The sequence below is a fragment of the Nostoc sp. genome (assembly GCF_036919815.1).
Taxonomy (GTDB): Bacteria; Cyanobacteriota; Cyanobacteriia; order Cyanobacteriales; family Nostocaceae; genus Nostoc.
In genome coordinates this window covers 1-23,084 of sequence record NZ_JBALCE010000109.1, presented here as the reverse complement: position 1 = coordinate 23,084, position 23,084 = coordinate 1, and the positions used below count along the sequence as shown (strand labels likewise).

At 40.1% G+C, this 23,084-nt stretch carries 23 protein-coding genes; 11 read left to right on the top strand and 12 right to left on the bottom strand.

Features of this window, described 5'->3' with window-relative positions; translation table 11 throughout:
- The first annotated feature begins 18 nt into the window (after positions 1-18).
- The 6 genes from pheT (at position 19) to mazE (ending at position 4,991) form a co-directional block, all read left to right on the top strand.
- The gene (pheT, locus tag V7K15_RS24680; protein WP_334909773.1) at positions 19-2,469 is read left to right on the top strand and encodes a phenylalanine--tRNA ligase subunit beta; all 2,451 of its coding nucleotides are present in this window, start codon (positions 19-21) and stop codon (positions 2,467-2,469) included.
- Positions 2,470-2,622: 153 nt separating this feature from the next.
- Positions 2,623-2,892, top strand: a complete 270-nt coding sequence (locus tag V7K15_RS24675; RefSeq protein ID WP_334828820.1) for a YciI family protein — start codon at positions 2,623-2,625, stop codon at positions 2,890-2,892.
- Positions 2,893-2,922: 30 nt separating this feature from the next.
- Positions 2,923-3,162 carry a hypothetical protein gene (locus V7K15_RS24670; protein ID WP_334909771.1) on the top strand — a complete coding sequence of 80 codons (240 nt, stop codon included), beginning with the start codon at positions 2,923-2,925 and terminating at the stop codon, positions 3,160-3,162.
- Complete coding sequence (locus V7K15_RS24665; protein WP_334909769.1) at positions 3,143-3,937, top strand: Tab2/Atab2 family RNA-binding protein; 795 nt, start codon at positions 3,143-3,145, stop codon at positions 3,935-3,937. The genes V7K15_RS24670 and V7K15_RS24665 overlap by 20 nt, the downstream gene beginning before the upstream one ends.
- 166 nt (positions 3,938-4,103) lie before the next feature.
- A complete protein-coding gene (locus V7K15_RS24660; RefSeq protein WP_334909767.1) occupies positions 4,104-4,676 on the top strand; it encodes a Uma2 family endonuclease in 573 nt (190 codons plus the stop codon).
- Between the two features lie 60 nt (positions 4,677-4,736).
- Positions 4,737-4,991, top strand: a complete 255-nt coding sequence (mazE, locus tag V7K15_RS24655) for a type II toxin-antitoxin system MazE family antitoxin (protein ID WP_334909765.1) — start codon at positions 4,737-4,739, stop codon at positions 4,989-4,991.
- A 120-nt stretch (positions 4,992-5,111) separates the two neighbouring features.
- Here the strand turns inward: mazE and dcm are convergent, their stop codons facing one another.
- The 3 genes from dcm to V7K15_RS24640 all read right to left on the bottom strand — a co-directional run bounded on the left by dcm (position 5,112) and on the right by V7K15_RS24640 (position 7,191).
- On the bottom strand, positions 5,112-6,488 hold the full coding sequence (gene dcm, locus V7K15_RS24650; protein WP_334909763.1) for a DNA (cytosine-5-)-methyltransferase: 1,377 nt from the start codon (positions 6,486-6,488) through the stop codon (positions 5,112-5,114).
- A 108-nt stretch (positions 6,489-6,596) separates the two neighbouring features.
- Positions 6,597-6,914 carry a Txe/YoeB family addiction module toxin gene (locus tag V7K15_RS24645; RefSeq protein ID WP_334909761.1) on the bottom strand — a complete coding sequence of 106 codons (318 nt, stop codon included), beginning with the start codon at positions 6,912-6,914 and terminating at the stop codon, positions 6,597-6,599.
- On the bottom strand, positions 6,886-7,191 hold the full coding sequence (locus tag V7K15_RS24640; protein ID WP_334909759.1) for a type II toxin-antitoxin system Phd/YefM family antitoxin: 306 nt from the start codon (positions 7,189-7,191) through the stop codon (positions 6,886-6,888). The genes V7K15_RS24645 and V7K15_RS24640 overlap by 29 nt, the downstream gene beginning before the upstream one ends.
- 398 nt (positions 7,192-7,589) lie before the next feature.
- Here V7K15_RS24640 and V7K15_RS24635 point away from each other — a divergent pair, with 398 nt between their 5' ends.
- Positions 7,590-8,240, top strand: a complete 651-nt coding sequence (locus tag V7K15_RS24635; protein ID WP_334909757.1) for a hypothetical protein — start codon at positions 7,590-7,592, stop codon at positions 8,238-8,240.
- An 82-nt stretch (positions 8,241-8,322) separates the two neighbouring features.
- Here V7K15_RS24635 and V7K15_RS24630 read toward each other — a convergent pair whose 3' ends face one another.
- Positions 8,323-9,105: an MGMT family protein gene (locus V7K15_RS24630; RefSeq protein ID WP_334909755.1), complete on the bottom strand. Its 783-nt coding sequence runs from the start codon at positions 9,103-9,105 to the stop codon at positions 8,323-8,325.
- 30 nt (positions 9,106-9,135) lie between these two features.
- The gene (locus V7K15_RS24625) at positions 9,136-9,783 is read right to left on the bottom strand and encodes a PAP/fibrillin family protein (RefSeq protein ID WP_334909753.1); all 648 of its coding nucleotides are present in this window, start codon (positions 9,781-9,783) and stop codon (positions 9,136-9,138) included.
- Positions 9,784-10,708: 925 nt separating this feature from the next.
- Here V7K15_RS24625 and V7K15_RS24620 point away from each other — a divergent pair.
- A complete protein-coding gene (locus tag V7K15_RS24620; protein ID WP_292791915.1) occupies positions 10,709-11,008 on the top strand; it encodes a hypothetical protein in 300 nt (99 codons plus the stop codon).
- Positions 11,009-11,110: 102 nt separating this feature from the next.
- On the opposite strand, the gene surE is transcribed toward V7K15_RS24620, so the two are convergent.
- Positions 11,111-11,791, bottom strand: coding sequence for a 5'/3'-nucleotidase SurE (gene surE / locus V7K15_RS24615; protein ID WP_334909750.1), 681 nt, complete (start codon positions 11,789-11,791; stop codon positions 11,111-11,113).
- A gap of 195 nt (positions 11,792-11,986) precedes the next feature.
- On the opposite strand from surE, the gene psb32 reads away from it, so the two are divergent.
- On the top strand, positions 11,987-12,724 hold the full coding sequence (psb32, locus tag V7K15_RS24610; RefSeq protein WP_334909748.1) for a photosystem II repair protein Psb32: 738 nt from the start codon (positions 11,987-11,989) through the stop codon (positions 12,722-12,724).
- 96 nt (positions 12,725-12,820) lie between these two features.
- Here psb32 and V7K15_RS24605 read toward each other — a convergent pair whose 3' ends face one another.
- On the bottom strand, positions 12,821-13,204 hold the full coding sequence (locus V7K15_RS24605) for a DUF4346 domain-containing protein (RefSeq protein ID WP_334909746.1): 384 nt from the start codon (positions 13,202-13,204) through the stop codon (positions 12,821-12,823).
- 421 nt (positions 13,205-13,625) lie between these two features.
- On the opposite strand from V7K15_RS24605, the gene V7K15_RS24600 reads away from it, so the two are divergent.
- The gene (locus V7K15_RS24600; protein WP_334909744.1) at positions 13,626-13,850 is read left to right on the top strand and encodes a tetratricopeptide repeat protein; all 225 of its coding nucleotides are present in this window, start codon (positions 13,626-13,628) and stop codon (positions 13,848-13,850) included.
- A 202-nt stretch (positions 13,851-14,052) separates the two neighbouring features.
- Here the strand turns inward: V7K15_RS24600 and V7K15_RS24595 are convergent, their stop codons facing one another.
- The gene (locus tag V7K15_RS24595) at positions 14,053-15,231 is read right to left on the bottom strand and encodes a GNAT family N-acetyltransferase (protein WP_334909742.1); all 1,179 of its coding nucleotides are present in this window, start codon (positions 15,229-15,231) and stop codon (positions 14,053-14,055) included.
- A 95-nt stretch (positions 15,232-15,326) separates the two neighbouring features.
- Positions 15,327-16,019 (bottom strand): RibD family protein, encoded by a 693-nt coding sequence (locus V7K15_RS24590; protein WP_334909740.1) that lies wholly within the window; start codon positions 16,017-16,019, stop codon positions 15,327-15,329.
- Positions 16,020-16,313: 294 nt separating this feature from the next.
- On the opposite strand from V7K15_RS24590, the gene V7K15_RS24585 reads away from it, so the two are divergent.
- Complete coding sequence (locus V7K15_RS24585) at positions 16,314-18,443, top strand: ATP-binding protein (RefSeq protein ID WP_334909738.1); 2,130 nt, start codon at positions 16,314-16,316, stop codon at positions 18,441-18,443.
- 107 nt (positions 18,444-18,550) lie between these two features.
- Here the strand turns inward: V7K15_RS24585 and V7K15_RS24580 are convergent, their stop codons facing one another.
- From V7K15_RS24580 to V7K15_RS24570, 3 genes are read right to left on the bottom strand one after another with little or no spacing between them, the layout of a single operon-like run.
- Positions 18,551-19,825: a hypothetical protein gene (locus tag V7K15_RS24580; protein ID WP_334909736.1), complete on the bottom strand. Its 1,275-nt coding sequence runs from the start codon at positions 19,823-19,825 to the stop codon at positions 18,551-18,553.
- A 3-nt stretch (positions 19,826-19,828) separates the two neighbouring features.
- The gene (locus V7K15_RS24575) at positions 19,829-20,557 is read right to left on the bottom strand and encodes a hypothetical protein (RefSeq protein ID WP_334909734.1); all 729 of its coding nucleotides are present in this window, start codon (positions 20,555-20,557) and stop codon (positions 19,829-19,831) included.
- Complete coding sequence (locus V7K15_RS24570; protein ID WP_334909732.1) at positions 20,554-22,911, bottom strand: tetratricopeptide repeat protein; 2,358 nt, start codon at positions 22,909-22,911, stop codon at positions 20,554-20,556. Before V7K15_RS24570 ends, V7K15_RS24575 begins: the two co-directional genes overlap by 4 nt.
- Positions 22,912-23,084 lie beyond the last annotated feature (173 nt).

Genomic DNA, 23,084 nt, shown 5'->3' with positions numbered 1-23,084 from the left:
CTAAAACAAGCACACTCCATGCGTATTTCTCTAAATTGGCTACGCGAACTAGTAGAGATAAAACTTAGTCCAGAAGAATTAGCCGAAACCCTGACAATGGCGGGGTTTGAGGTTGAAGAGATTGAAGACCGCCGCACTTGGGCAAATGGCGTGGTTATCGGGAAAGTGCTTGAGCGTCAACCCCATCCGAACGCCGATAAATTGAGTGTTTGCCAAGTGGATATCGGTACAGGTGAGACTTTAAATATTGTCTGTGGTGCTGCGAATGTGAAGGCAGATATCTATGTGCCAGTGGCAACTACGGGTACTTACTTACCCAAGATCGATTTAAAAATTAAACCTGCAAAACTGCGTGGTGTCCCTTCTCAAGGCATGATTTGTTCTTTAAAAGAACTCGGTTTGCCCACCGATGTAGAGGGAATTCATATTTTTACTCAGGAAAATTTACCATTGGGTAGTGATGTCCGCCCTTTGTTGGGTTTAGATGATGTAATTTTAGACTTAACTGCAACTGCTAATCGCGCTGATGCTCTGAGTATGGTAGGCGTAGCACGGGAAGTAGCAGCTTTGACAGGTGGAAAGTTGAGCATTTCTGAACCTGATGAAATCTCTATTCCCAAAAATGCCGGAAATTTAGCTTTAAAAATCGCCGATACCCAAGCTTGTCCTGCATACATTGGTACGGTAATTGAACAGGTAAAAATTGCTCCATCTCCCGAATGGTTGCAACAGCGTTTACGGGCGGCTGGGGTACGTCCCATCAGTAATGTAGTAGATATTACTAACTACGTTTTGTTGGAATGGGGACAACCACTGCACGCCTTTGATTGCGATCGCCTACAATCTCTTGCAAGTAGTGAAAATTTAACCATCGGCGTCCGCTTCCCCACTGCGGGAGAATCCCTCAAAACCCTAGATGGACAAACCCGCACCTTATCAACCCAAAATTTGTTAATTACCGCCAACGAAAAACCCGTTGCACTGGCGGGAGTTATGGGTGGCGAAGAAACGGAAGTCTATGAAGGTACTCAAAGGCTCGTTTTAGAAGCGGCGTTATTTGATTCCGTGGCAATTCGTCGTTCTTCCCGGAGTGCAGGCTTAAGAAGTGAGGCTTCTGGTAGATATGAACGGGGAGTTAACCGGGCTGAGTTGGAAATTGCTAATCGCCGCGCCTTATCCTTAATTAGCGAATTGGCTAGTGGAATTCTTGTACAGCAGGAAATTGCCGACACCCGCCCCGATAAATCTACGTGGAGTCATTCCATCGCACTGCGTTTAGATCGAGTTAATCAAATACTGGGGCCAATCGATTTGGGAGAGGACACAGGTGAACTCCAAGAACAAGATGTTGAGCGCATCCTGACTGCATTGGGATGTCAGTTGACTCCTTCAGGAGAAGATAGTACACATCAACCTACATGGTCAGTTTCCGTACCACCCTATCGTTACCGCGACTTAGAGCGAGAAATTGATTTAATTGAAGAAATTGCCCGTCTCTATGGGTATAACAAATTTTGTGATACCTTGCCAGAAAAAGCGGAAGCTGGCTATCTGCCTTTAGATGAGGAACTGATTCGCAAGTTACGAGCTTTTCTGCGGGCTGAAGGATTGACAGAATTAATCCACTATTCTTTAGTCAAACCAGGAGAAGACAGAGGGATAGTATTAACAAACCCCTTGTTTGTCGAATATTCGGCACTGCGAACTGATTTGATGTCTGGGTTAATTGATGCCTTTCGATATAATTTAGAGCAGGGTAATGGTCCCCTTAACGGTTTTGAAATCGGGCAAATTTTCTGGCGAGAAGAAGACGGTTTGCAAGAAACAGAAGCCCTTGCGGGGATTGTGGGAGGCGATCGCACCCTTGGCAAATGGGCAAAAAGTGGACGCGAACAACCGATCACCTGGTTTGAAGCCAAAGGCATTTTAGAAAGTGTATTTCGGCAACTTGCCTTGGAGGTAGAATTTCAACCCGATCGCCGCGACGATCGCTTACATCCAGGGCGCACCGCTTCTCTGTGGATTCGGGGTAACAGGCTGGGTATTTTTGGGCAACTCCATCCCCAATTACGACGAGAAAAAGGCTTACCAGATTCCGTTTATGTTTTCCAGTTGGATCTAGATGTGCTTTTAGATTCTCTAGGACAAGATGAAATTCTCGTTCCAACATTCGGTTCCTATTCTACCTATCCAGCTAGCGATCGCGATATCGCCTTTTTCGCACCCGTGAAAATCTCAGTTGCCGAAATTCAAAAAGTAATTACCAAAGCGGGTAAAGATTTGCTCGAATCGGTAGAATTATTTGATGAATATCGTGGTGAAAATGTCAAAGAAGGGCAGCGGAGTTTAGCATTTCGTTTAGTTTATCGGGCTAGCGATCGCACTCTGACTGAGGCAGAAGTCGAACCAGTACACAATAAAGTTCGTGAAGCCTTGGTGGAAAAATTCGGCGTCAACCTCAGAAGTTAGTCATTGGGCATTGGGCATTGGGCATTGGCCATTGGTTGGTTCATCTCTCTCATTTCCCCCTGCTTCCCCCACTCCCCACTCCCATTTGGCTACGCTCACGGCAAGCCTACTCCCCACTCCCGTTCATTTTTTTAAATTTTTAATTGATTAACCATGCCTAAATATGTAGTCTGGGGAAGTTACTGCGAAGACGTTCTCGAAAAACGTACCCCCCACCGTCAAGCTCATTTAGACGGATTAGCAAAACAAAAAGAATCGGGTGTGCTGATTACTATTGGCCCCACCAAAGATGTTACAAAAGTTTTTGGGATTTACGAAGCCGAAGACGAAGCCACTGTGCGCCAGTTAATTGAAAATGACCCCTACTGGAAAAATGGCATCTGGACTGAATATTCTGTTAAAGAATGGATTCAGGCTTTTTAAATTGGGCATTGGGATGGGAAGATGAGGGAAATGAGCATAAACGTTGAACCTTTGAGCATGAAACTTGAGCCTCAGAGCATAAACGTTGAACCTTTGAGCATAAACGTTGAACCTCAGAGCATGAAACTTGAGCCTTTGAGCATAAACGTTGAACCTTTGAGCATAAACGTTGAACCTTTGAGCATAAACGTTGAACCTTTGAGCTTGAAACTTTCAGTTTTAACTCTCCCCATCCCCCCACTCTCCACCTATGAAAATTTGGCAGGCTGATTTTTATCGTCGTCCGTTACCAGATGCATCTGGACAAATTTTATGGGAGTTGTTGATTTGTGACGCAACTCGCAGCTTTCAATATGAAGCTAGCTGTCTCCAGTCAGCAGCAAATTCTAATTGGGTTGCTGCTCAACTTGAGTTAGCCTCTGGTGAAAAATTGCCAGATGTGATTCAGGTATTTCGTCCTCAGTCACTAAGTTTAATTGAGGCGGCTGGACGCAATTTAGGTATTAATGTCGAACCTACCCGCGACACCTTGGCATTGAAGCAGTGGTTACAAGAAAAGCAATATCCTTCAACACTGGATAAACCGCCCCCAGTACCATTACCAGAAAACCTCTGGGGAGAACAATGGCGTTTTGCGACTCTAGCTGCTAGTGATGTAGAAACGAGATTTAGCGATCGCCCCATTCCCATTTTGCACATCCCAGAATTTATAAAACCCATCAATTTGGGTTTGGCGTCAACAATGCCCGTCCCTGGTGTAATAATTTATGGTGGACGGCAATCAATGCGTCTAGCACGGTGGTTGCAGCAAGCGCGCCCAGTAGCGTTAAACTACATATCTGGCGCACCGGATGGCTTAATATTAGAAGCTGGTTTAGTGGATAGGTGGATTGTTGCGACTTTTGAAGATCCAGAAGTTACAACAGCAGCCCAAGCATTTGAACAACGTAAACAGCAAAGCCGAGGATTGCATTTTTTGTTAGTTCAACCAGACGATTCTGGGATGACTTATAGCGGCTTTTGGTTGTTGCGGACAGAAGATTGATATTAATTGCCAAAAATATTGTTCTGTTTATTCTTGGCTCTTTACTTACTTTGTTAATCAGCAGTTCCACATTTAATTTTCATAAGTAAAGTAATCAAAGCACTTGGCTAAATAGACTTTCTTCCCTACGAGACACTACGCGAACATTTTTAATTTTTAATTGCTTATGACTATTAGCCAATTTCACCCCGATCTTTCTCCAGAAGCATACCTAGAAGCTGAAAAATCCAGCCTGAATAAACACGAATATATTCAAGGGCAAATCTATGCGATGTCAGGGGCAAGTGATGCCCATGTGACAATTACTACTAATCTCATTGCCCTCTTGAGAAATCATGTTCGCGGTACAGGATGTCGCCTTTACGCTACAGATATGAAAGCTCGTATTGAATCACTAAATATTTTCTATTATCCTGATATCCTAGTTACTTGTGACCAAAGAGATATAAAATTTGAATATTTTAAACGTTACCCCTGTTTAATTATTGAGGTTCTTTCTCCATCCACAGAAGCTTTTGATAGAGGCGATAAATTTATTGACTATCAAGAATTAGAAATATTTCAAGAATATGTCTTAATAAGTCAAACTCGCCAGCGTGTTGATTGTTTTCGTCGCAATGCTGAGGGAAGATGGGTTTTATATAGTTATAAAGGAAATCAAGAATTACAATTAATCAGCCTAAACTTTGCCTGTTCCCTAGCGGATATTTATGAAGATGTATCCTTTCCCGAAATATAGACTTGGTAAATTATATGATGATAAAATCATACTAAATAGTAATACTAAAAATTCATACAGATGCTCAAAGTCACAATTAGCTTAGAAGAAGATATTCTACAATTCGTAGATCAGTATGCACAAGGAAATCGTAGCGCATACATCAATACGCTGCTAGCAGAACACCGCCGCCGAATTTTAGCTACAGAAATGATTGCAGCCCTCAAGCAGGATACAGAAGATCCAGAGTATCAAGCTGAAATTGCTACATGGGATAGCGTTGCTGGAGATGGTATTAACTTAATTCATAATCCATTAAATATAAAATTACTGTAGTATATGTTAGCGTCAGGGTAACGCATCTAGTTGGCTCTTTTGGTGCGTTATGGCTTCGCCTAACACACCCTACAATAAAATAGCACTTACTTAAGACCAAGGTCTTGCGCTGATTATCAGTTAAGGAACATAATTAAAAGATTGAGCAAGTGTGAGCTTAGATTTATCTATTATTTCTTGAGTAGAATATAAGCTTTTTATAATCACTTCCTGAGCCACAGCTTTAACTACATTAATACTCACAGAATTTCCCAGTTGGTAATAAGCTTTATCATCATTGGGATGAAGTATAAAGCTATCAGGAAAACCTTGCAGCCTTGCAGCTTCTCGCGGAGTTAATCGCCGCACTCTCTGATTGTGATAAACACCCAATCTATTAGCATCACTAGCAACCAACGTTACCGAAATTTTATTTGGATCTACAAACTTATAAACTTCAAATGAAAAGTTACCCGATAAAGGTTTATATTTATCATTAATAAGTTTTAGATATTTTTTTGTAACTAGTGAATTCAAAACTCTCCCTAAATTTGGATGTACAAAAAAGCTAGCTATTTGCTCCTGAGTTAATAGTTTCCCATCTTGTTCTTCTCCAAATTCTTTATTCCGTCTCTTTAATATGAAACGGTTCATTAGTTCAATTTCCTCAGCACTACACTCGCCACGCAATCCTAAATCCCACGAATGAACAGAGTTTCCACCCCGATAATCAATCAACCTGATCCCATGTAAGCGATTTAAATCATTATTAAATATTCGTTTCAAAGCATTAACAAACTTTGGTGAGCAATTATACTTTTCATCTGGATTACTTTCCAAAATATCGGCAACAGTTACAGATTTTGTTGGTGGATAAAACAAAGATAACTGCTGAGGATTATATGAATGGGAGTCTTTAGGCCCCACATCAGAAATCAATTCAAAAGTGGGAGAAGCATCTAAAATTCCTATCACATAAATGCGGACACGATTTTGCGGTAAGCCAAAGTTTGCACTGTTAAGTAAAAAAGCATGAAAACTATAACCTCTTTTTTGAATTTCATGCTTAATTGTTGCTAAGGTTTGCCCTTGATCATGACTATAAAGCCCTCGAACATTCTCAAAAATAAAAGCTTGTGGTTTATAGGTATCAAGTAATCTTGTGATTTCAAAAAATAGCGTGCCTCGTGTATCAAGAAACCCTTCTTTTTTGCCAGCATGAGAAAAAGACTGACAAGGAAACCCAGCTAATAAAAATTCATGTTTTGGGAGTTGATCAATTAATCGAATATCACCTAAAGCTTTTTGACCAAAGTTTTTTTCATAAACTAATTGAGCATCTGAATTGATTTCACTACTGAAAACACATTCACTTTCTATATTTAAAGAATCAGCCGCCTGTTCAAAGGCTAATCTAATTCCCCCTATTCCTGAAAATAAATCCACAAACCGAATTTTCTGCATAGATATTAAATTACTCTTATCCCAAACTTCATTGGAAGACGTTGGTGCAGGCATCGCTAGCTAAAAGTATATTATGCTAGATAAACCTTGTAAGATAATCGCTAGTGTTTACATAACACCAAACTGTCATTGATATTAATATATTACTCAGCTTTAAATTGATTATTCGTAGTGATATCGACAAGTGAGAAAATCAATCTGAGTGCTTCCCACTCGATATACAAGCCGATGTTCTAAATCAATTCGCCGCGACCAAATATCTGCATCCATATATTTTAATACTTCTGGTTTACCAATACCCTCAAACGGGTGTTGCATTACAGCTGTAACCAAATCTAATATTTTTGATGCTTTCTGAAAATCTTGCTTGAACCACCAAGCTAAATCTTCTTTAAATTTACAACTAAAACCAGGACTTCGATTAACAACAACTGGCTTAATTTCACTAGATTCAGCTTTCTTTTTCTTCTTCTTGCTCAATTCCCAACTCCTGCTGAAGTTCTGCGATCGCTTGAGGTTGGATATTGCCAGTTTTCGACTCCTCTATTGCATCTAATAAACGACGCGCATTAGCAGGCGATCGCAAAAGATACACCGTCTCTAGCAAACTTACCAAATCTGACTCAGCAATCAAGGCTACATTTTCACCATCACGACGATTGATCATATACACTTGATGATTTTCGACTACCAGTTCTAACAACTTAAAAAAGCAATTTCTTGCATCGGTTGGAGATGTGATTTTGTAAGGCAACATTACTTGATGTACATAAATCTGTACATATATTATAAACTATGCCAATATCACAATGATAGATGAATACTTGCCCTGGCTGATAGACAGTAGTTTCGCTCAGTTTACTGCTGTAATGCTTGTATAGCAAGACTTTTAGGCTAGTGTGGCTCTGGTGTCACCAACCATCAGTGCGATCGCTTCCCCGATGGCGTAGCTGATCACACTGCTATAAAAAAGGGTTGGGTAATAAATTATTTACTGTTCTATCAAATTAACGTTGTTAAGTTACTCAGCAGGTGTAGTTTTCACCTTCAGGCTGTGTTGTGACGCGAAACAGGAGTATAGATACGTTGCGAAAGCTTTCTCCAGAATCTCCTCTATTTATTCTGTTAATCATTATTAGTTTTCTAGTAGTAACTTTGTCAACTTGGTTATCATCTAAACCATTCGTTTTAAAACCATTTGGGGTTAATGATATTATCCAGGTACTCACATTACTTTTATTTATATCTTTGTTGTTAGAGCGTTCTTTAGAAGTTTTTATAACTACTTGGCGAGGTCCATTTATCGAGCAATTAGATATTAGTATTCAGCAAGAAAAGGCTCTCATATCTGATCAGATAAAACTTATGGAAACCCAAAATAAACAGTTTGCTTCTTTGGAATCGAATCAAGTCAGTGGACTCCCGGCTGAAGGAATGAGTTTAGAACAGCAAATTATCCAAAATTTTACACAAAATCAACAAGACTCATTAAAAATCTTCAAGCCACAAACTGATAATATAAATTATAAAGAGCGCCAAAGAACAGCTTATAAATCTGATACGCGAACAATTGCTCTATGGACATCTCTTTTATTCGGTCTTTTAATTAGTGCAATAGGCATTCGCTCAATCGAGCCACTTGTAGTTATTGATTTAGATAATCCCATACAAGTAGTTATTTTCCGTTGTTTAGATGCATTCCTGACAGGAGGTTTAATTGCCGGAGGTAGTGAGGGAATCCATAAGCTCATAAAAGTTTTTATCGACTTTATGCAAGCTACATCTAAACAAATAAAAAGTCAGTGATTATCTTGATCATACGAAGTATTTTTCCTTGTAAAATACAAGATAATATTGCAAATATCTATGAAAATTACATGATTAATATCTATTTTAAATATATAGTGTTATCTTCCCATAGATAATCTTTAATATCTACAAAATTTTTGTTTAAGTTGCCCACTAAATTTGTCTCAGATAAAACTTTAACTCCTTCAGTTTCCAACTTATTTTTTTGTTGGTTTACATAAGTTATCAAATAACCCTTAGAGTCTAAAATTCTATGTAGCGGATAATCAGCAGCCGAGGTTTTTTTCAGGTATGTAGGAATAGCTCTTAGATAGCTATTATCTACTCCCATGCCTTTGATTATCTGTTTATATGTAACTACTTTCCCACTTGGGATTTTGATCATAAAATTTAGGAATCGTTGATAGGGATTTTCAGATAATGCTGGAAATTTATGAGCTTGAACCTGAAAATTATTATTAACCTGGATTTTACCTGATTTAATAACTACACCTAAAATTCCTCTTTTACCTTGGATGCTCTTTAATGATTTTACCAAGTGGGCTATTCGCTTACACGGTTCGCAGTGAAAAGTTAGACGAATTTCGGCACCACTTTCAAAGGTTAGCAGAGAGCCAGGAATAAAATTATCAAATTCTATACCTGTTACCACAATATTTTCTCGCAATTCTCCTGGTTTAATTGATAAGTTTAAAATATCTTCATGCCTAACAATTAAAACTTGCCTTGGACTTATAGAATAGGCATTTATATCTCCTTCTATACCATAACCTATCTTTAAATTTAATGTTTTAAGCTCTACCATCATAGAAGCTGGTTTTACCTTGGTGAAAAGATGCATTATTGAGAGAGCCATATTCATTCGGTGGCGCGTTCAATTTCAATTTCAATTTTAGAAGGTAAAGTCAGGTAAATCATGGGATTTACTAAGAATAAATAAACTTCCATCTCCTCCACGTCCAATTCTTAAGGTTTCATCTAAGTAAGTAATGTCTAGTGTGGCAGTTCGGCTAGTAGGATTATTAGCTGGCACAACCTTAAATGGGTTGAGTTGGGGAGTATTAATGCTAAGAATCTTCTCAATTGATAGGTAGCGTTTGTCAAAATAAACGTTGATGCGTTTGTGCAGTAGAGGCTCTAAATCTTCTTTGGCTGGCTCAAAGCTAGCTGTCACTTTCACATATCCCGATACTAGCCCCAAAGAATGTTTAACTTTAGCTAGATTAAAAAACAATTTATTTGCAACATCAATCACTTGATAAACTTTACCCAGCTTTAATCCCAATGGGAGAGAAACTAAAGAACGGATTTCTCTGGCAGTGGAGTATTGCAGTTGCCAAGCCCCCTGCAGCAAAGAAGTAGCGTGGAGAAGAGGATAGAGATTGGGATTGACACTCTCCAGTTCCGTCGTCAATTGTTCAATTTCTTCGGCTAAAGTTTTGTCTAGCTGCAAATCGGTAACGGGAGAGCCATCACTTTTAGTTTGAATCTTCTCAAGCTTGGCTTGTAATTTTTCCTTAATTAAAAGTTGATTGTTCAATGGTTGAAATTTTTCCTTTACATATCCTATTGCTTTAGTTCAACTTTTATGCTGAAACTTTACAAAAGTTGAATTATCTAGATGATATTAGTCAATGAGTTGTGGGGTGGAAATTTGCACATCGATATCTGCTTGGAACAATTTTGAGAAACTGCATGCATATTTTTCTGCTTTCTTGAAAATTATTGTTCACCTCTACTGAAATTTTACCAGACTTGAAAACCTTAAAAATTACGATCGCAATCGCCGCAAACAATAGCCATAAGATAAATAGTGCTACAAGTTCTCCCGAATGTCCAAGTAATGCTTAAATTTAGCCTGTACTGAAGTGCAAGAGGTAAATTGCAATTCCTACTTTGGGTAAATCACACTTAGGGAAAAGTTTCTTGGTGGTGTTTAGTGAGTTGTCGAGCCAAATCTTAAGCAACAAGGATATAATTACTCGGACTTAATTAGACTAGAAACTTAGCTTAATTAAAAGTATCAATTCTAACTATACATTTACTTAATTTTGGTTAAGTTTTTAGGAAATACAACTTTGGATAAATTCAAGCTAATTTTCCTTAACTATATCTTAGGAGGGGTGACTAATCATTTTAGATATGTAATATCTGGTGAAGAATCTTGATTAAAAATTGCAATCAATTAATTACCTATAGCGGTTCTCAATTGTATGGGATACAAACCACTCGTAGGGGCAATACCCTGCGGTCAGCTAAAGCTACATGAATTGCCCCTACTATCTGTTGCATCCATAGACTGCTATATAAGTAGCTAAACACAACATTGAGTAGAAGCATCAAATAACAAAATCACACATATTATTAGAATGACAGTGTTATCTAATGTTTTTACTGGGATTAATTATTTCAATTGGTATTAGGAATTTTACTAAGATGCTCTCTTAAAATTAGGATGTAAAGAAATGATTTCAGCAGGAGTCGAAGTAAAAATAAATCGCTTGGAATCTATTGTTGAACAAATTGGGGAAGCAGTACTCTCTACGACTGAGACAATTGAACGTCTTGCAGAAAGATTGGACACTCTCAGCATCCAAGTCGAAGCACAGGGACAGCAGGTACAACAGCAAGGCTATCAAATTGTTGCGTTGTGTGATACGGTACAGACTCTTGCTGAATCTCAGCATGATTCACTGCAAAAACTCAACCAACTGACACAAACTCTAGATCGGTTTATGTCCGTAATTCAAGCATTAGATGACTAGTAGCAATTTTGGATTTTGGATTCAATTGTCATTGTTAACTGAATGTCAAAATAATTCATAATTACGTACCCATTCTTTAATTATGAATTACTAATTATTCGGTTAAACCTTTAACTGAGTTACTGCTATATTGCCGGAAAAACATACATCCACATCGCTACCAGAAGTCCGATCGCGTTTGCCATATTCCCCTACATAATAGAAATTATCGCCTTCAATTCGATAGTTCACGGGCAAAGGTTTAGTACAGGGTTGGCAAAACACCATCTCAGGATGTGATTCTCCTGGTTGCAGATGCGGCAGATTCACATTCCAGAAGCTTCCCGGTTCTAGGGGACGCTTGAGTAAGTCTGCTAAAACTTCAACTGTGAATTTGGCGGCCAAATCCCAATCAAAATTTTGCTTGGCTTTGCGATAGTGGGAAATGGCAACTCCAGGAATACCGTGCATTGCGGCTTCGCGCACAGCGGCCACTGTGCCAGAAATATAGACATCGACTCCCAAGTTGCCTCCAGCATTGATACCTGAAAGTACAAATTTGACATCTGTGCTAATTTGTGTAATAGCAATTCTCACACAATCGGCGGGAGTACCTGCGATCGCATACTCAGTCTGAGAACGTCGCTGGAGATTGATCGCACGAGTGGTAGTAACTTGATGTCCACAGCCAGAGTGAGGATCGACAGGAGCAGCGATAATAGCATTTTTGCCGTTTACAGCTTTGAGCAGCGCTCGGATACCGGGGGCATCAATGCCGTCGTCGTTAGTTAAAATTATGGTCATCTATATATTATATTGATATAGATTTAGTTAAAATATCATAAAAATGCAGATATCACGCATCAATGGCTACAGCAGGAAAAGCTACTTACAGATTGGCAGTAGCAGAAACTTCATACTGGAGAAAACCGAGAACGAGGTGATTTTTACAGTAGTTCTGTAGTATTTTTGGTGCAAGTCTGTCTTAGGGTTTATACGATGAAACAGCTCCTCAAACAAGTATTTAGCAGTCAAAAACACCTCATTCGGCTAATTCTACCTTTGGTGACGGTTATTTTAGCAGCTTCGCTGTTTGCCGCACCTGCTTTAGCTACAGGTGTGTATCAAATGCCCAACCTCAAAGCAGGGAATGACACCTGGGTTTTAGATCAAGCTGAAGTCATCAGCCGTCTAAATGAAGGTAAGATTAGCAGCGCTTTCGAGGATTTGGCAAAGCAAACTGATAAAGAAGTCAGAATTGTGACTGTTCGCCGCCTCGACTACGGGGAAACACCGCAAAGCTTCACCAAGGAACTGTTTAAAAAATGGTTTCCCACAAAAGAAGCCCAAGCTAATCAAACCTTATTAGTTATTGATACAGTTACCAATGGTACTGCCATTATGACTGGGGATCAAGTCAAGCCTTTACTCACTGACTCTATTGCCGAGAGTGTAGCTACTGAAACAGTCAGTGTGCCGTTACGCAATGGTAACAAATACAATCAGGCATTTTTAGATGCAAGCGATCGCTTTGTCGCCGTCCTCTCTGGCAAAGCCGATCCAGGTCCACCTAAAATAATTGACAATGTACAAGTAGGAGGCACTTTCAAGAAAGCAGAAGAAACTAACCAAGGTAACGCCACTGCTTGGGTAGTAGGATTGTTAATTGCCGCCACCGTTATCCCAATGGCGACTTACTATATCTATCAGATAAATCAGCCATCATCTAATGGGTAATGCGGGAGTGGGCTTGCCGTGAGCGTAGCCGAATGGGAGTGGGGAGTTAGGAATTTTAACTCTTAACTCTTAACTTTTAACTCCTCACTCCTAACTTTAATCCTGAACATACTCTTGCTTTGTGAGTAAAGCCACCTCAGCCCGAACAAATTCTCGACCCAAATAAGCTGCATGATCTAATAGAGTTATTGGAGGGGGCTGAGTTTCTTCAAAAATCTTCACGCAAAGTTCTTTCGCCGTCCTCGCGCTAAAAACAGTTGTGTGAGTTCGTTCTACCTTTTTTCGCGCCGGAATTACCTTTCCCGTTTCTGGATCGATAGCTAAACCGCGATCGTCAATTACATTTGTAAAATGCTTGGCATAAATTAACCCTGCGTCTCGATCTAAGTAAATAATGAAATATCCACCGGGATCAAGGTCAATATGACGCTGGGAAAGTTTATCATCAATTGCGGCTAAATCTTCAACTATTAAATCCATAAGCATTATAAAAAGAAATTTTCTTTCTTGAGGGTTTTTACACTCTACATCAAGTGTAATTCCTATCTTCCTTAGTCTTATTGATATCTTTCAGATATTTTTGATTCCTTTTACTTAAAAGCAAATCAGAGAAGTTGCTATAAATTACACTTTAATCATCAAATTATCTGCAATCATATCAGTAAGTGAATTTACTGAAGCCATAGTTATAAAAAAAAATACTGAAGCTAACAGTAGGAGGATTGCAGTCTGGCATTCTATCGGATGCGAAATTGCACCACTGTCTGGTAATCTTCAGATGGGTAAAGCTGAATTATCAAATCCCATCGTATACATCAATACTGGAAGGGTTCCAACAGACTATGGTGGTTCTGGAACCCCTGGAAGAATTTAGAAAAGTCAAGGGCAAAATTCAGGAACTATGGCGATCGCACAAGAATTTTTCCAAAGTGGGCGTAAATTGGCCAAACAAGGTCAGCATCAAGAAGCGATTGGTGAATATACGCGTGCAATCGAGCTTGATCCTAACTATGCCGAGGCTTATTTTTATAGAGGTAATACTCTGGCTTTAGAAGGACAACCACAAAAGGGAATTGAAGATTTCCAGAAAGCTGCTGCTATTTTCACTTCAAGAGGAGAATCATAAAGGGCACAGGCAGTACACCAACACGAAGAAATTATTCGGCGAGGCATTCAAGAGGGTGAATTTTGATAAATGGTAGCACAAATACCGTCTTGATCGCCAACAGTTTAATTTCACAATTTTGAAAATAAGGAAAATTTGCATCTGTTTGCCGAATAAAACTGAATTATTCGGCAAACTCTGCTATGAAAGTAATTCCTTTTCCTCAATCATTTTTCTCACTAAATGGCAACTCTGCATTAATTGCCTCAATCTCCTGCTGTTCGAGTTGATTCACTTCCTTAATATAGGGACGGATAATTTGTCCTAAACGATTATTGTAAAAGCGGTGCAGACTGTGATTGGGCATAGCAGGGAAACCGCGCCGTTTTTTGTGACGCCCGCCCGCGCCAGGGTCAAAAATTTGGATGCCGTTAGCGATCGCCCACTCAATTGGTGCATAATAGCAAGCATCAAAATGTAAGCAATCTATCTCTTGAAAACTCCCCCAATAGCGTCCATAGAGTTTGTCATCTTTAAACAAACAAAAGGACATTCCTAAAGGATGAGAGTTATCTTCCTCACTATATGCAGCAACAAACAAGACTCGATGGCGATAATCGGTATGTAGTTGCTCAAAAAACCGTTGTGTAAGATACTTGCTACCCCACCAGCCAAACTTATCACAGGTGTCTGCATAGAACTGGTGCATTAAAGGAAATAAAGACTGAGGAATTTGATCACCACTTAGCGGTTGCAATCGTAAACCTGCTTTCTCCACAGCTTTGCGTTCCCGCTTGATATTGCGGCGCTGATTGGCGTTAAACACTTTCAAGTAATCATCAAAAGTTTTAAAGCCAGCATTTTCCCAAACATAGCTGTGGTGCAGCCAAGTTGTAAAGCCATGCCGTTCCAGCATCGGACGCCATTGGGGATCAACGTAAAGAAAGTGACACCCAGAAATCCGATTTTTGGAGCAAAAAATGTCAATTTCATGCAGCATTATGGCTGTGATTTCATCTTCATCTTCTCCTGGGGCGATTAAAAACCGATAGCCTTCAGCAGGAGTAAATGGTGTCATTCCCAGCAATTTTGGGTAATATTGGACTCCGATGCGATCGGCTAACTCTGCCCATTGATGATCGAAAATAAATTCACCAGAACTATGTCCTTTGAGATAAAGTGGTGCAGCAGCAATCAGCGTTCTATCTCGCCACAATGTCAAGTGATTTGGCAACCAACCAGTTTTAGCCGTAACACTCTGGGAGGTTTCGAGATTGTTCAGCCACTCCCATTCTAAAAACGGTGTTTTGAGTGGCATTGCCAAAGCATTCCAGGCATTTTGGGGTACTTCAGCGATTTTGTTCGTCCAAACGACAGAATAGCGAGGCTTAAGTTGTTCCACTTTTTAGGGAGTAGGGAGTGGGGAGTGGGGAGTGGGGAGTGGGGGACAAGGAGAATAACCCATGCCCAATGCCCCATAACTTAACTTAGCGTAATCTAATCTGCTGGTCGTTGCAGTCGATAGTGCAAAAACACTTCTTGCTCAACTGTATGAACTTCTAGAAGTTGCAACTTGGGGGCTAAATCTGATAAAAATCCTTTCCCTTCTACGGGTGTGGGTGCGTTATTGCCACCTAAAATCAGCGGGCAGACAGTCAGCCATAATTCATCGATTAAATCTAATCCCAGCAAGGAAGCGACTAATTCACCTCCACCCAAGACTACCAAGCGTGTTATATGTAGAGTGGCTAGATGCTTTAAAGCTGCGGGAATGTCAATTTCTCGCGTTGGTGTTTCAAAAACCAGAATCTGCTGAAATTCTGAGCGTCCTTTCCAGGAAAATGCTCCTTGTGTTGTCGTGAGTAACCAGCGTCTAACTGGTTGCTTAAAAAACTTAATTTCCGGATTCAGGTTTGCAGAGTGTGTAGTCAGTATATGAACTGGCTGCGGAGGCTTCCCTCCTTGTGCCCGAAGTTTGACTAGAGTTGGATCTGTTACGGTAAGTGTTGTTCCGTAAGCGGCCAGAGTACCAGCACCGAATAAAACGGCATCAGCAGCAGCGATTTGTTTTTCTAAGTGTGCTTTATCAACCCTTGAGCCAAACCGAGCAGGCGATCGCCTAAAATCTGCTATCTTGCCATCTACACTCATTGCTAAAACAACTGTAGTATGAGGACGATGTGGGAACATTAAATTGGTTTGATAGTTTTATTATTTTATTTGCTAGTGTGTAGATTCTCAAAAAAATCCATGCCTGCAAGCTACTATTTCCAAATTTTACCACTGTATTCGTATGCAACATAAATCGCTTTTCCATCTAGCATATATGACTTTTGGTATACCACGTTTCTTTTTGAATTATAGCAATTTGTTATTTTGAAACATTGAAAATAAAGTTGTGATATTTTAATAAAATGTCTCATCTAGCTGGTCTAATTGCATATCTTTGCTGTTGTAGTTTGCAGATGCAAAGTGAGACACTTGATGACTAATTCCCGTCAATCATCCTTTCGTAGAATTTTAGTAACGAGAATATTGCTGGTGTTCGTTCCAGTTTTACTTGTAGGCGAAATTGTTGCCTTGAATAAGGCACGTTCTAGCATATTGGGAACTGCACGTCAAAATTTAACAGAAAGCGCTATCAGTAAAGGGGAGAGAATTGTCGATGCGATCGCTATCTTAAAAGCTAATTTGCTGAGTGTTAGTAAAACAACGGTGATTCCGTCGGGTTTGCCGATACAAGAGCAAGAAATTCTCACGCAGTTAAAGCAACAACTTCCAGCCACTATTGAGTGCATCCAATTAACGAATCTGCGAAACCAGAAGATAGTTGCCAGTAGCTGTGGGGATCAACCAATTGGAGAATTGAGATTACCTTTGCCTAGTGACGGAATTGATGTTAAAGCAATCTTTCCACCAAAGGCAGGAATAACTGGTAAAAGAAACACCCAAAATCAATTGCGATTAGTGTTATCTGCACCAGTCTCTGATAGCCGAAGAAATTTAGTTTACAGCTTAAGTATTCAGTCTGCATTGTACCAACCAACCAGAAATCCGCCGGGATCGCTGACAGGCGCTATGGTAGTGATTGCTGAAGATGGCACAATTTTGGCGCACCCATTCACAGACTGGGTGGGAACTAATATCAATCAGCATCCAAATGCTTCCCAACTCCAGAGCATAATTAAAAATGCCATTGCGGGACAAAACGATTCGATAAATTTCTCTTTTACAGATGGGAAAGAATTAGTAGCTGGCTATACAGCTATTGCAAATCCAGTCAGCCAACAGCAGCAGGAAAAATGGATAGTCTTAGCTGTTACTAGTGTCGAGAATGCGCTTTTTGGTTTACAGGAAATCAAACTAATTCTCATAGTTTTGACAGTTGGTTTGATTGGTGCAAGTTTGTTAGCATCCCTATATCTCGCTCCTTACTTGGCACGTCCTGTAGAAGAATTGCGAGACTACGCTCTCAATATTCACTCTCACCACGCTGCACAACCAGTTCCGCACAATTTTCAAATCCGGGAATTCAATCAACTAGCCCAAGCATTAGACCAAATGGTAGAACGGCTCAAAGCTGGAGCAGAAGAACTGGAAATAGCTTGGAAAGAAGCAAAAACTGCTAACCAGATTAAAAGCCAGTTTTTGGCTACGACTTCTCATGAATTGAGAAATCCATTAAATATTATTATTAACTGTATTCGCCTGGTTGAAGATGGCTTATGTGATGACCGGGAAGAAGAAATGGATTTCCTCAAACGTGCCGATGAAACAACGATTCACTTGCTAGGTATTATTAATGATTTACTCGACATTTCTAAAATCGAAGCAGGTAAGCTTTCAGTCGTCAATACACCTGTTGACCTCCGACAAATATTGTTAGAGGTGATTAATTTACAATCAGTTAATGTTCAACAAAAAGGCTTGCAGTTGAAATGTGAGTTAGATCCCCAAGCGATACCAATTAAGGCAGATGCAGCCAAACTGAAGCAGGTGCTAATTAATGTTATCGGTAATGCCACTAAGTTCACCGACACCGGAAGCATCACTATTAGTACAGAACTTCAACATAGTAATGGTAAATCTCAGGTGGTAGTGGCTGTCACAGATACAGGTATAGGCATTGATCCAACTCAACAGCACAAACTATTTCGCCCCTTTGTAATGGTGAATGGCACAACTACGCGCCAATTTGAAGGTACTGGACTGGGATTAGCAATTTCACGAAACTTAATCGAACTCATGGGAGGCAGCATTTCTCTTGAGAGTGCGGGACTTCATCAAGGTACGACACTGAAGATTACCATACCTTTGATTGATATCTCCCTGTTACCTGTTCCCAAGAAAGAAGAAAATGTCGGGGATTTGGGATTTTCCTCTGAGAATGAGGCGGCAAAAGCCAGCCGCTACCCTAGCCTACAAGAGTCTGGGGGAAGTTCTTCTTTAGGAATTAACAAATCTGTCAAAGCAGGGATAGACAACGATAAGTTTCCAAAGTCCCTGCTGGTACTTGGTAAGGAGACTTGCGAGATTCGTCTTTCACCATTGCAAACTATCCTGGTAAGTCTTCCAAAAGGGGGAGTTTGTGCAAATGCGACTTTGAAGAGGTAATTTAGTCAAAAGTCCGAGAATGCGATCGCTTACCAACACCGAACGAATTACCGCAAAATCCCCTTTTTGGCGATCGCTTCACCCCGAATTATTCAACAACGCGATCGCTATGGTTTTGACTCTGATTTAGAAGCGTTACTAAATAACCAAGATAAAAGATTAGCAACCGTAGCAGCCCCAAAAGAGAACAGCGCAATAATTGCATCACGAGGTAAAACGCCATCTAACCAGCTACCCTGTATTCTCGAAACTGGAAAATCTGGATCTAGACCGATTTGAATCTCTTTAGTTTTCCCAGAAAAGCGGGCTTCTATGCCCTTTTTGGGAACAATTTCCAGATGGTGTATTTCTTTAATGTTTAAAGGAGTTTTAATAGGATCAGGTTTGTCACCCATGAGAAACTGATTTTTTTTAATCTCCTGTTCCTGTCCTACCATGCGGATTTTACCTTCTACAATAGTAGAATTTTTTAAATCGTCTCTGGCATCTTTACCAGGTATATCTAAATTTATAAATTTCACATCTTTGGTTTCTATCTTTCCTCTAAACCATTCTTCTGATTCATATTTGGGAGCTTTGGCTAGGGTAATATAAAACTTGGTATTTGGCGCAATGTTTAGGTTAAGTTGTTGATTATCTGGATTAACAATAAATTCTAGTGGTGTTTGCTTATCTGGTTGATTTGGTAATTTTAAATCTGGTGGTAATTCATATCCTTCTAATATGACCCTGATTGGTTGTTTACCTAAATCTAGTTCTAATGTATTTTGGTTGTTTTTTAAGTCTAATTTAGAGTTAGATTGCAGGGAAAAAGCAAGTTGAGTGCGTAAAAAATCATAACTTAATCCAGCTACTTTTGTATTGGGTTGCAGCCGGAGTTCTTTTAGGGTTATTAGATTGTTTTTATCACTTGTTGCTTGCAGATTATTTGGAGCAATAATCCATCTACTATCGTTATCTTTAAGGTCGATTATTAAAGAGTGTAACTGATTAAGTTCTGGCCAAGTTTCACATTGAAAATCGCCTGTGAAAGTCAGGGTTTGTCTGCCATAATTTTCTAGTTCTTTAATGCTGCTAATATTTTGAAGAAAGAGTTTTGATTCTTCTCCGTTATAGGTAAAAATCATTTCTTGAGCAATGATATTACCTTCAAATGTATGAGTCCCAGGTACAATAGCGGCAAAGGTGACGATAGTCAATAATAAAAGTAACAGCAACACCAACAATGAATTTTGATGGTTTGAAAGAGTTCTTAGTAAGCGCTTTAGCACTGAAGTGCTTACTACAAACAAAGCAACTAGAGATGTTTTCAGAAAATTCAACCATTGGCGAATTTTGATGAAGTCGGGAAACTTTTGTTTGGCTTTTTGCCGAGATGCCATGATTTATTTCAACCAATTTGGGTTATGTTCAAATACAATTCGCCTTTCAATGCGATCGCTAGGTTGATTTCTTCGGTCAATATTAGCAACGTAGCGCAGTTCATAACGCCCTGCTGGGGCATTGCGTCCATCCCAGGTAAAAATAGTTTCACCCTTTTTCGGATTCTTGCGGGAATCGCTATAGATTGATTTTTCACCTTGGGAGAGGATTTCAAAGTTGGTAAATCTCACTCTGTCTTCGGAATAAAAGACAAATTCATACTTACCCGAAGTTTGCCCCAGAATGACTGGAACATACACAGGTTGGGAACCAAGGTTATAGAATGCCACAGCGCGAAGGCTGTTAGCTGGTATTTTTGCTTGCCTGAGAACGTAAGTATCCCAGCTAAAGCTGAAACGCGAATCCTTGTTAGACAATAACAAGTCATCCATTTGATAGTGATAATTATCTCCCAAGGATTGCACAAGTACTTGAGGATTGTTACCACCACTGAGGCGGGGAATTTGCACCGTCAAGGTGTTGCCAAAATTGGTTAGGTTGCGGGTAGCAATAGAAATCAAGTTTAAGCTATTGCCGCTTAATTGTTGTTCTTTGATGCCTTCACAGCGATTGGGTGGTTTGCGGTGGATATAATCGGTAGATTTGGGGTTCCCTTCTGGGCAAGAAGCAGCAGCAGGAAGATGACTGAGGCTAAGGATTAATAGGCTGGCAAGAATAGTTTTATAATTCATGGCTTGTTTAAAGTAATGCTCCAGGTAAGCAGTTGTTTTTGAATCTTAGACATGGGATAAGCCAAATCTTCTTTATCTTTTGTTGCAACGACGATACCTAAAAGTTGATTCTGTGAGTCAATTACAGGACTGCCAGAATAACCGGGTTTGAGTGCGGCTTGAGATATTTCTAATCGCTGGTTTTGATAGCTGATTTGTCCTGATTCCATAGACCAAGATTTATCTTCACCTCTTTCAGCAGAATGACCAATAATCCGAATGGGGATTTTTGGGGTGATCGCAGTTGAGGAGATGGGTAAAGGCTGGATATCTTCTGGTAGATTACCGCTAACTTCCAAAACGGCTAAATCGAGTTCTTTGTCTGTAGTCATTTTGAACAGCTTGGCATCTCGCCGCATTCGCACTCGGTTTGGTGGTGGTGAACTGAAAAATTCAATTTGAATATTTTTACCTTTTTCATAGCCATCAAAAATGACATGACGATTAGTGAGGATTAATGTTCGGTTGCCTTCTCGCTTAATTATTACACCAGTGCCAATCTCAGTTCCCTGGCGTTCACGGCTAGAAAACTCGGCAGTGATGCGTACCACAGAACGCTTAATGGGTACAGTTGGATCATCTTTAGGCAACCATTGGCGATCGTCTTCTATGCCCTTAGCTTGGGTATCGTCTTTCGTTTTCCATAACTGCCTTGCTTCTACATTGTTGTTACTGGCATAGACATAATTGGGGTCAATCTCTTCTGCTTTGTCAAACTGTTCAATGGCTTCTTTTAGTTTCTCTTGCTCTTGGAACACTAAACCCAAGCCATTATGAGCAAGAGTATAGTCGCTGGCTGGTGGCCCAGGCGTATCTGGTAATGTTAGGGCTTTCTTATAAGCGGCAACTGCTGCATCTAATTTCTTCTGCTCTCTCAGGGCATTGCCGAAATTGTTGTAAGCAAGAGCCAAGCTAGGGTTGAGTTGAATTGCTTTTTGGTAGGCGGCAACTGCTGCATCTAATTTCTTCTGCTGTCTCAGGGCAAGACCGAGATTGTTATAAGCATCAGCATCCTTGGGGTTGAGTTGAATTGCTTTTTGGTAGGCGGCAACTGCTGCATCTAATTTCTTCTGGTCACTCAGGGCATTGCCAAGATTGTAGTAAGCAAGAGCATAGTTAGGGTTGAGTTGAATTGCTTTTTGGTAGGCGGCAACTGCTGCATCTAATTTCTTCTGCTCTCTCAGGGCAATGCCGAGATTGTAGTAAGCAAGAGCATAGTTAGGGTTGAGTTGAATTGCTTTTTGGTAGGCGGCAACTGCTGCATCTAATTTCTTCTGGTCACTCAGGGCAATGCCGAGATTGTTGTAAGCAAGAGCATAGTTAGGGTTGAGTTGAATTGCTTTTTGGTAGGCGGCAACTGCTGCATCTAATTTCTTCTGGTCACTCAGGGCATTGCCGAGATTGTAGTAAGCATCAGCATCCTTGGGGTTGAGTTGAATTGCTTTTTGGTAGGCGGCAACTGCTGCATCTAATTTCTTCTGCTCTCTCAGGGCAATGCCGAGATTGTTGTAAGCAAGAGCATAGTTAGGGTTGAGTTGAATTGCTTTTTGGTAGGCGGCAACTGCTGCATCTAATTTCTTCTGTCTCTTAAAAATGTAGCCAAGAAGATTGTGAGTTTTTGCATCTTGTGAGTTTAGTTGAACAGATTTTTGACAAGCTGTTATTGCTTCATCAAGTTTGTTCTGGTCATCCAACACATCACACAGCTTGTAGTAAGCAAAAGCAAAGTTAGGGTTAAGTTGGATCGCTTTCTGCAAGGCGGTGACTGCGGCATCTAATTTCTTCTGCTCTTTCAGGGCAATGCCGAGATTGTAGTAAGCAAAAGCATAGTTAGGATTGAGTTGAATTGCTTTTTGATACGCAGCGATCGCAGCATCTAATTTCTTCTGGTTACTCAGGGCATTACCTAGACCATTGTAAGCAGTAGCCAAGTTAGGGTTGATTTGCAAGGCTCTTTGGTGAGATGCGATCGCCTCCTCTAGTTTCCCTTGAGCATTTAGCACATTCCCTATACCAACATAAGCATCAGCATCATTAGGATTGAGTTGTAACGCTTTCTGGTGAGCTGCTAATGCTGCATCTAGTTTCCCCTGTCGCCGCAAAGCATTCCCCAAATTGTTATAAGCTTTGCCATTATTGGGTTCAACTTGTAAAACTTTACGCCAAATTGTCTCTGCTTGGGAGTTATTACCAACTGTTTCGGCAGCATCGCCTCGTTTAAATAGCTGTTCAATATTGTTTTGAGCAACTACAAATAGGGGTGTGGTAGCCAGAGATAGAGTTAAAAATAAAGTAGTAAATATACGGTTGTGCATAATCATGCTCATGCGTCAGTTGATTTTATCAGGACTTACCCGAAAATCGCTAAAAACCGGAATAATTTTTGATAAATATTCGTGAACGAGTCTTTGAACTCCGTTGATCAACCTCAGAGCTTCGTGAACGAGTCTTTGAACTCCGTTGATCAACCTCAGAGCTTCGTGAACGA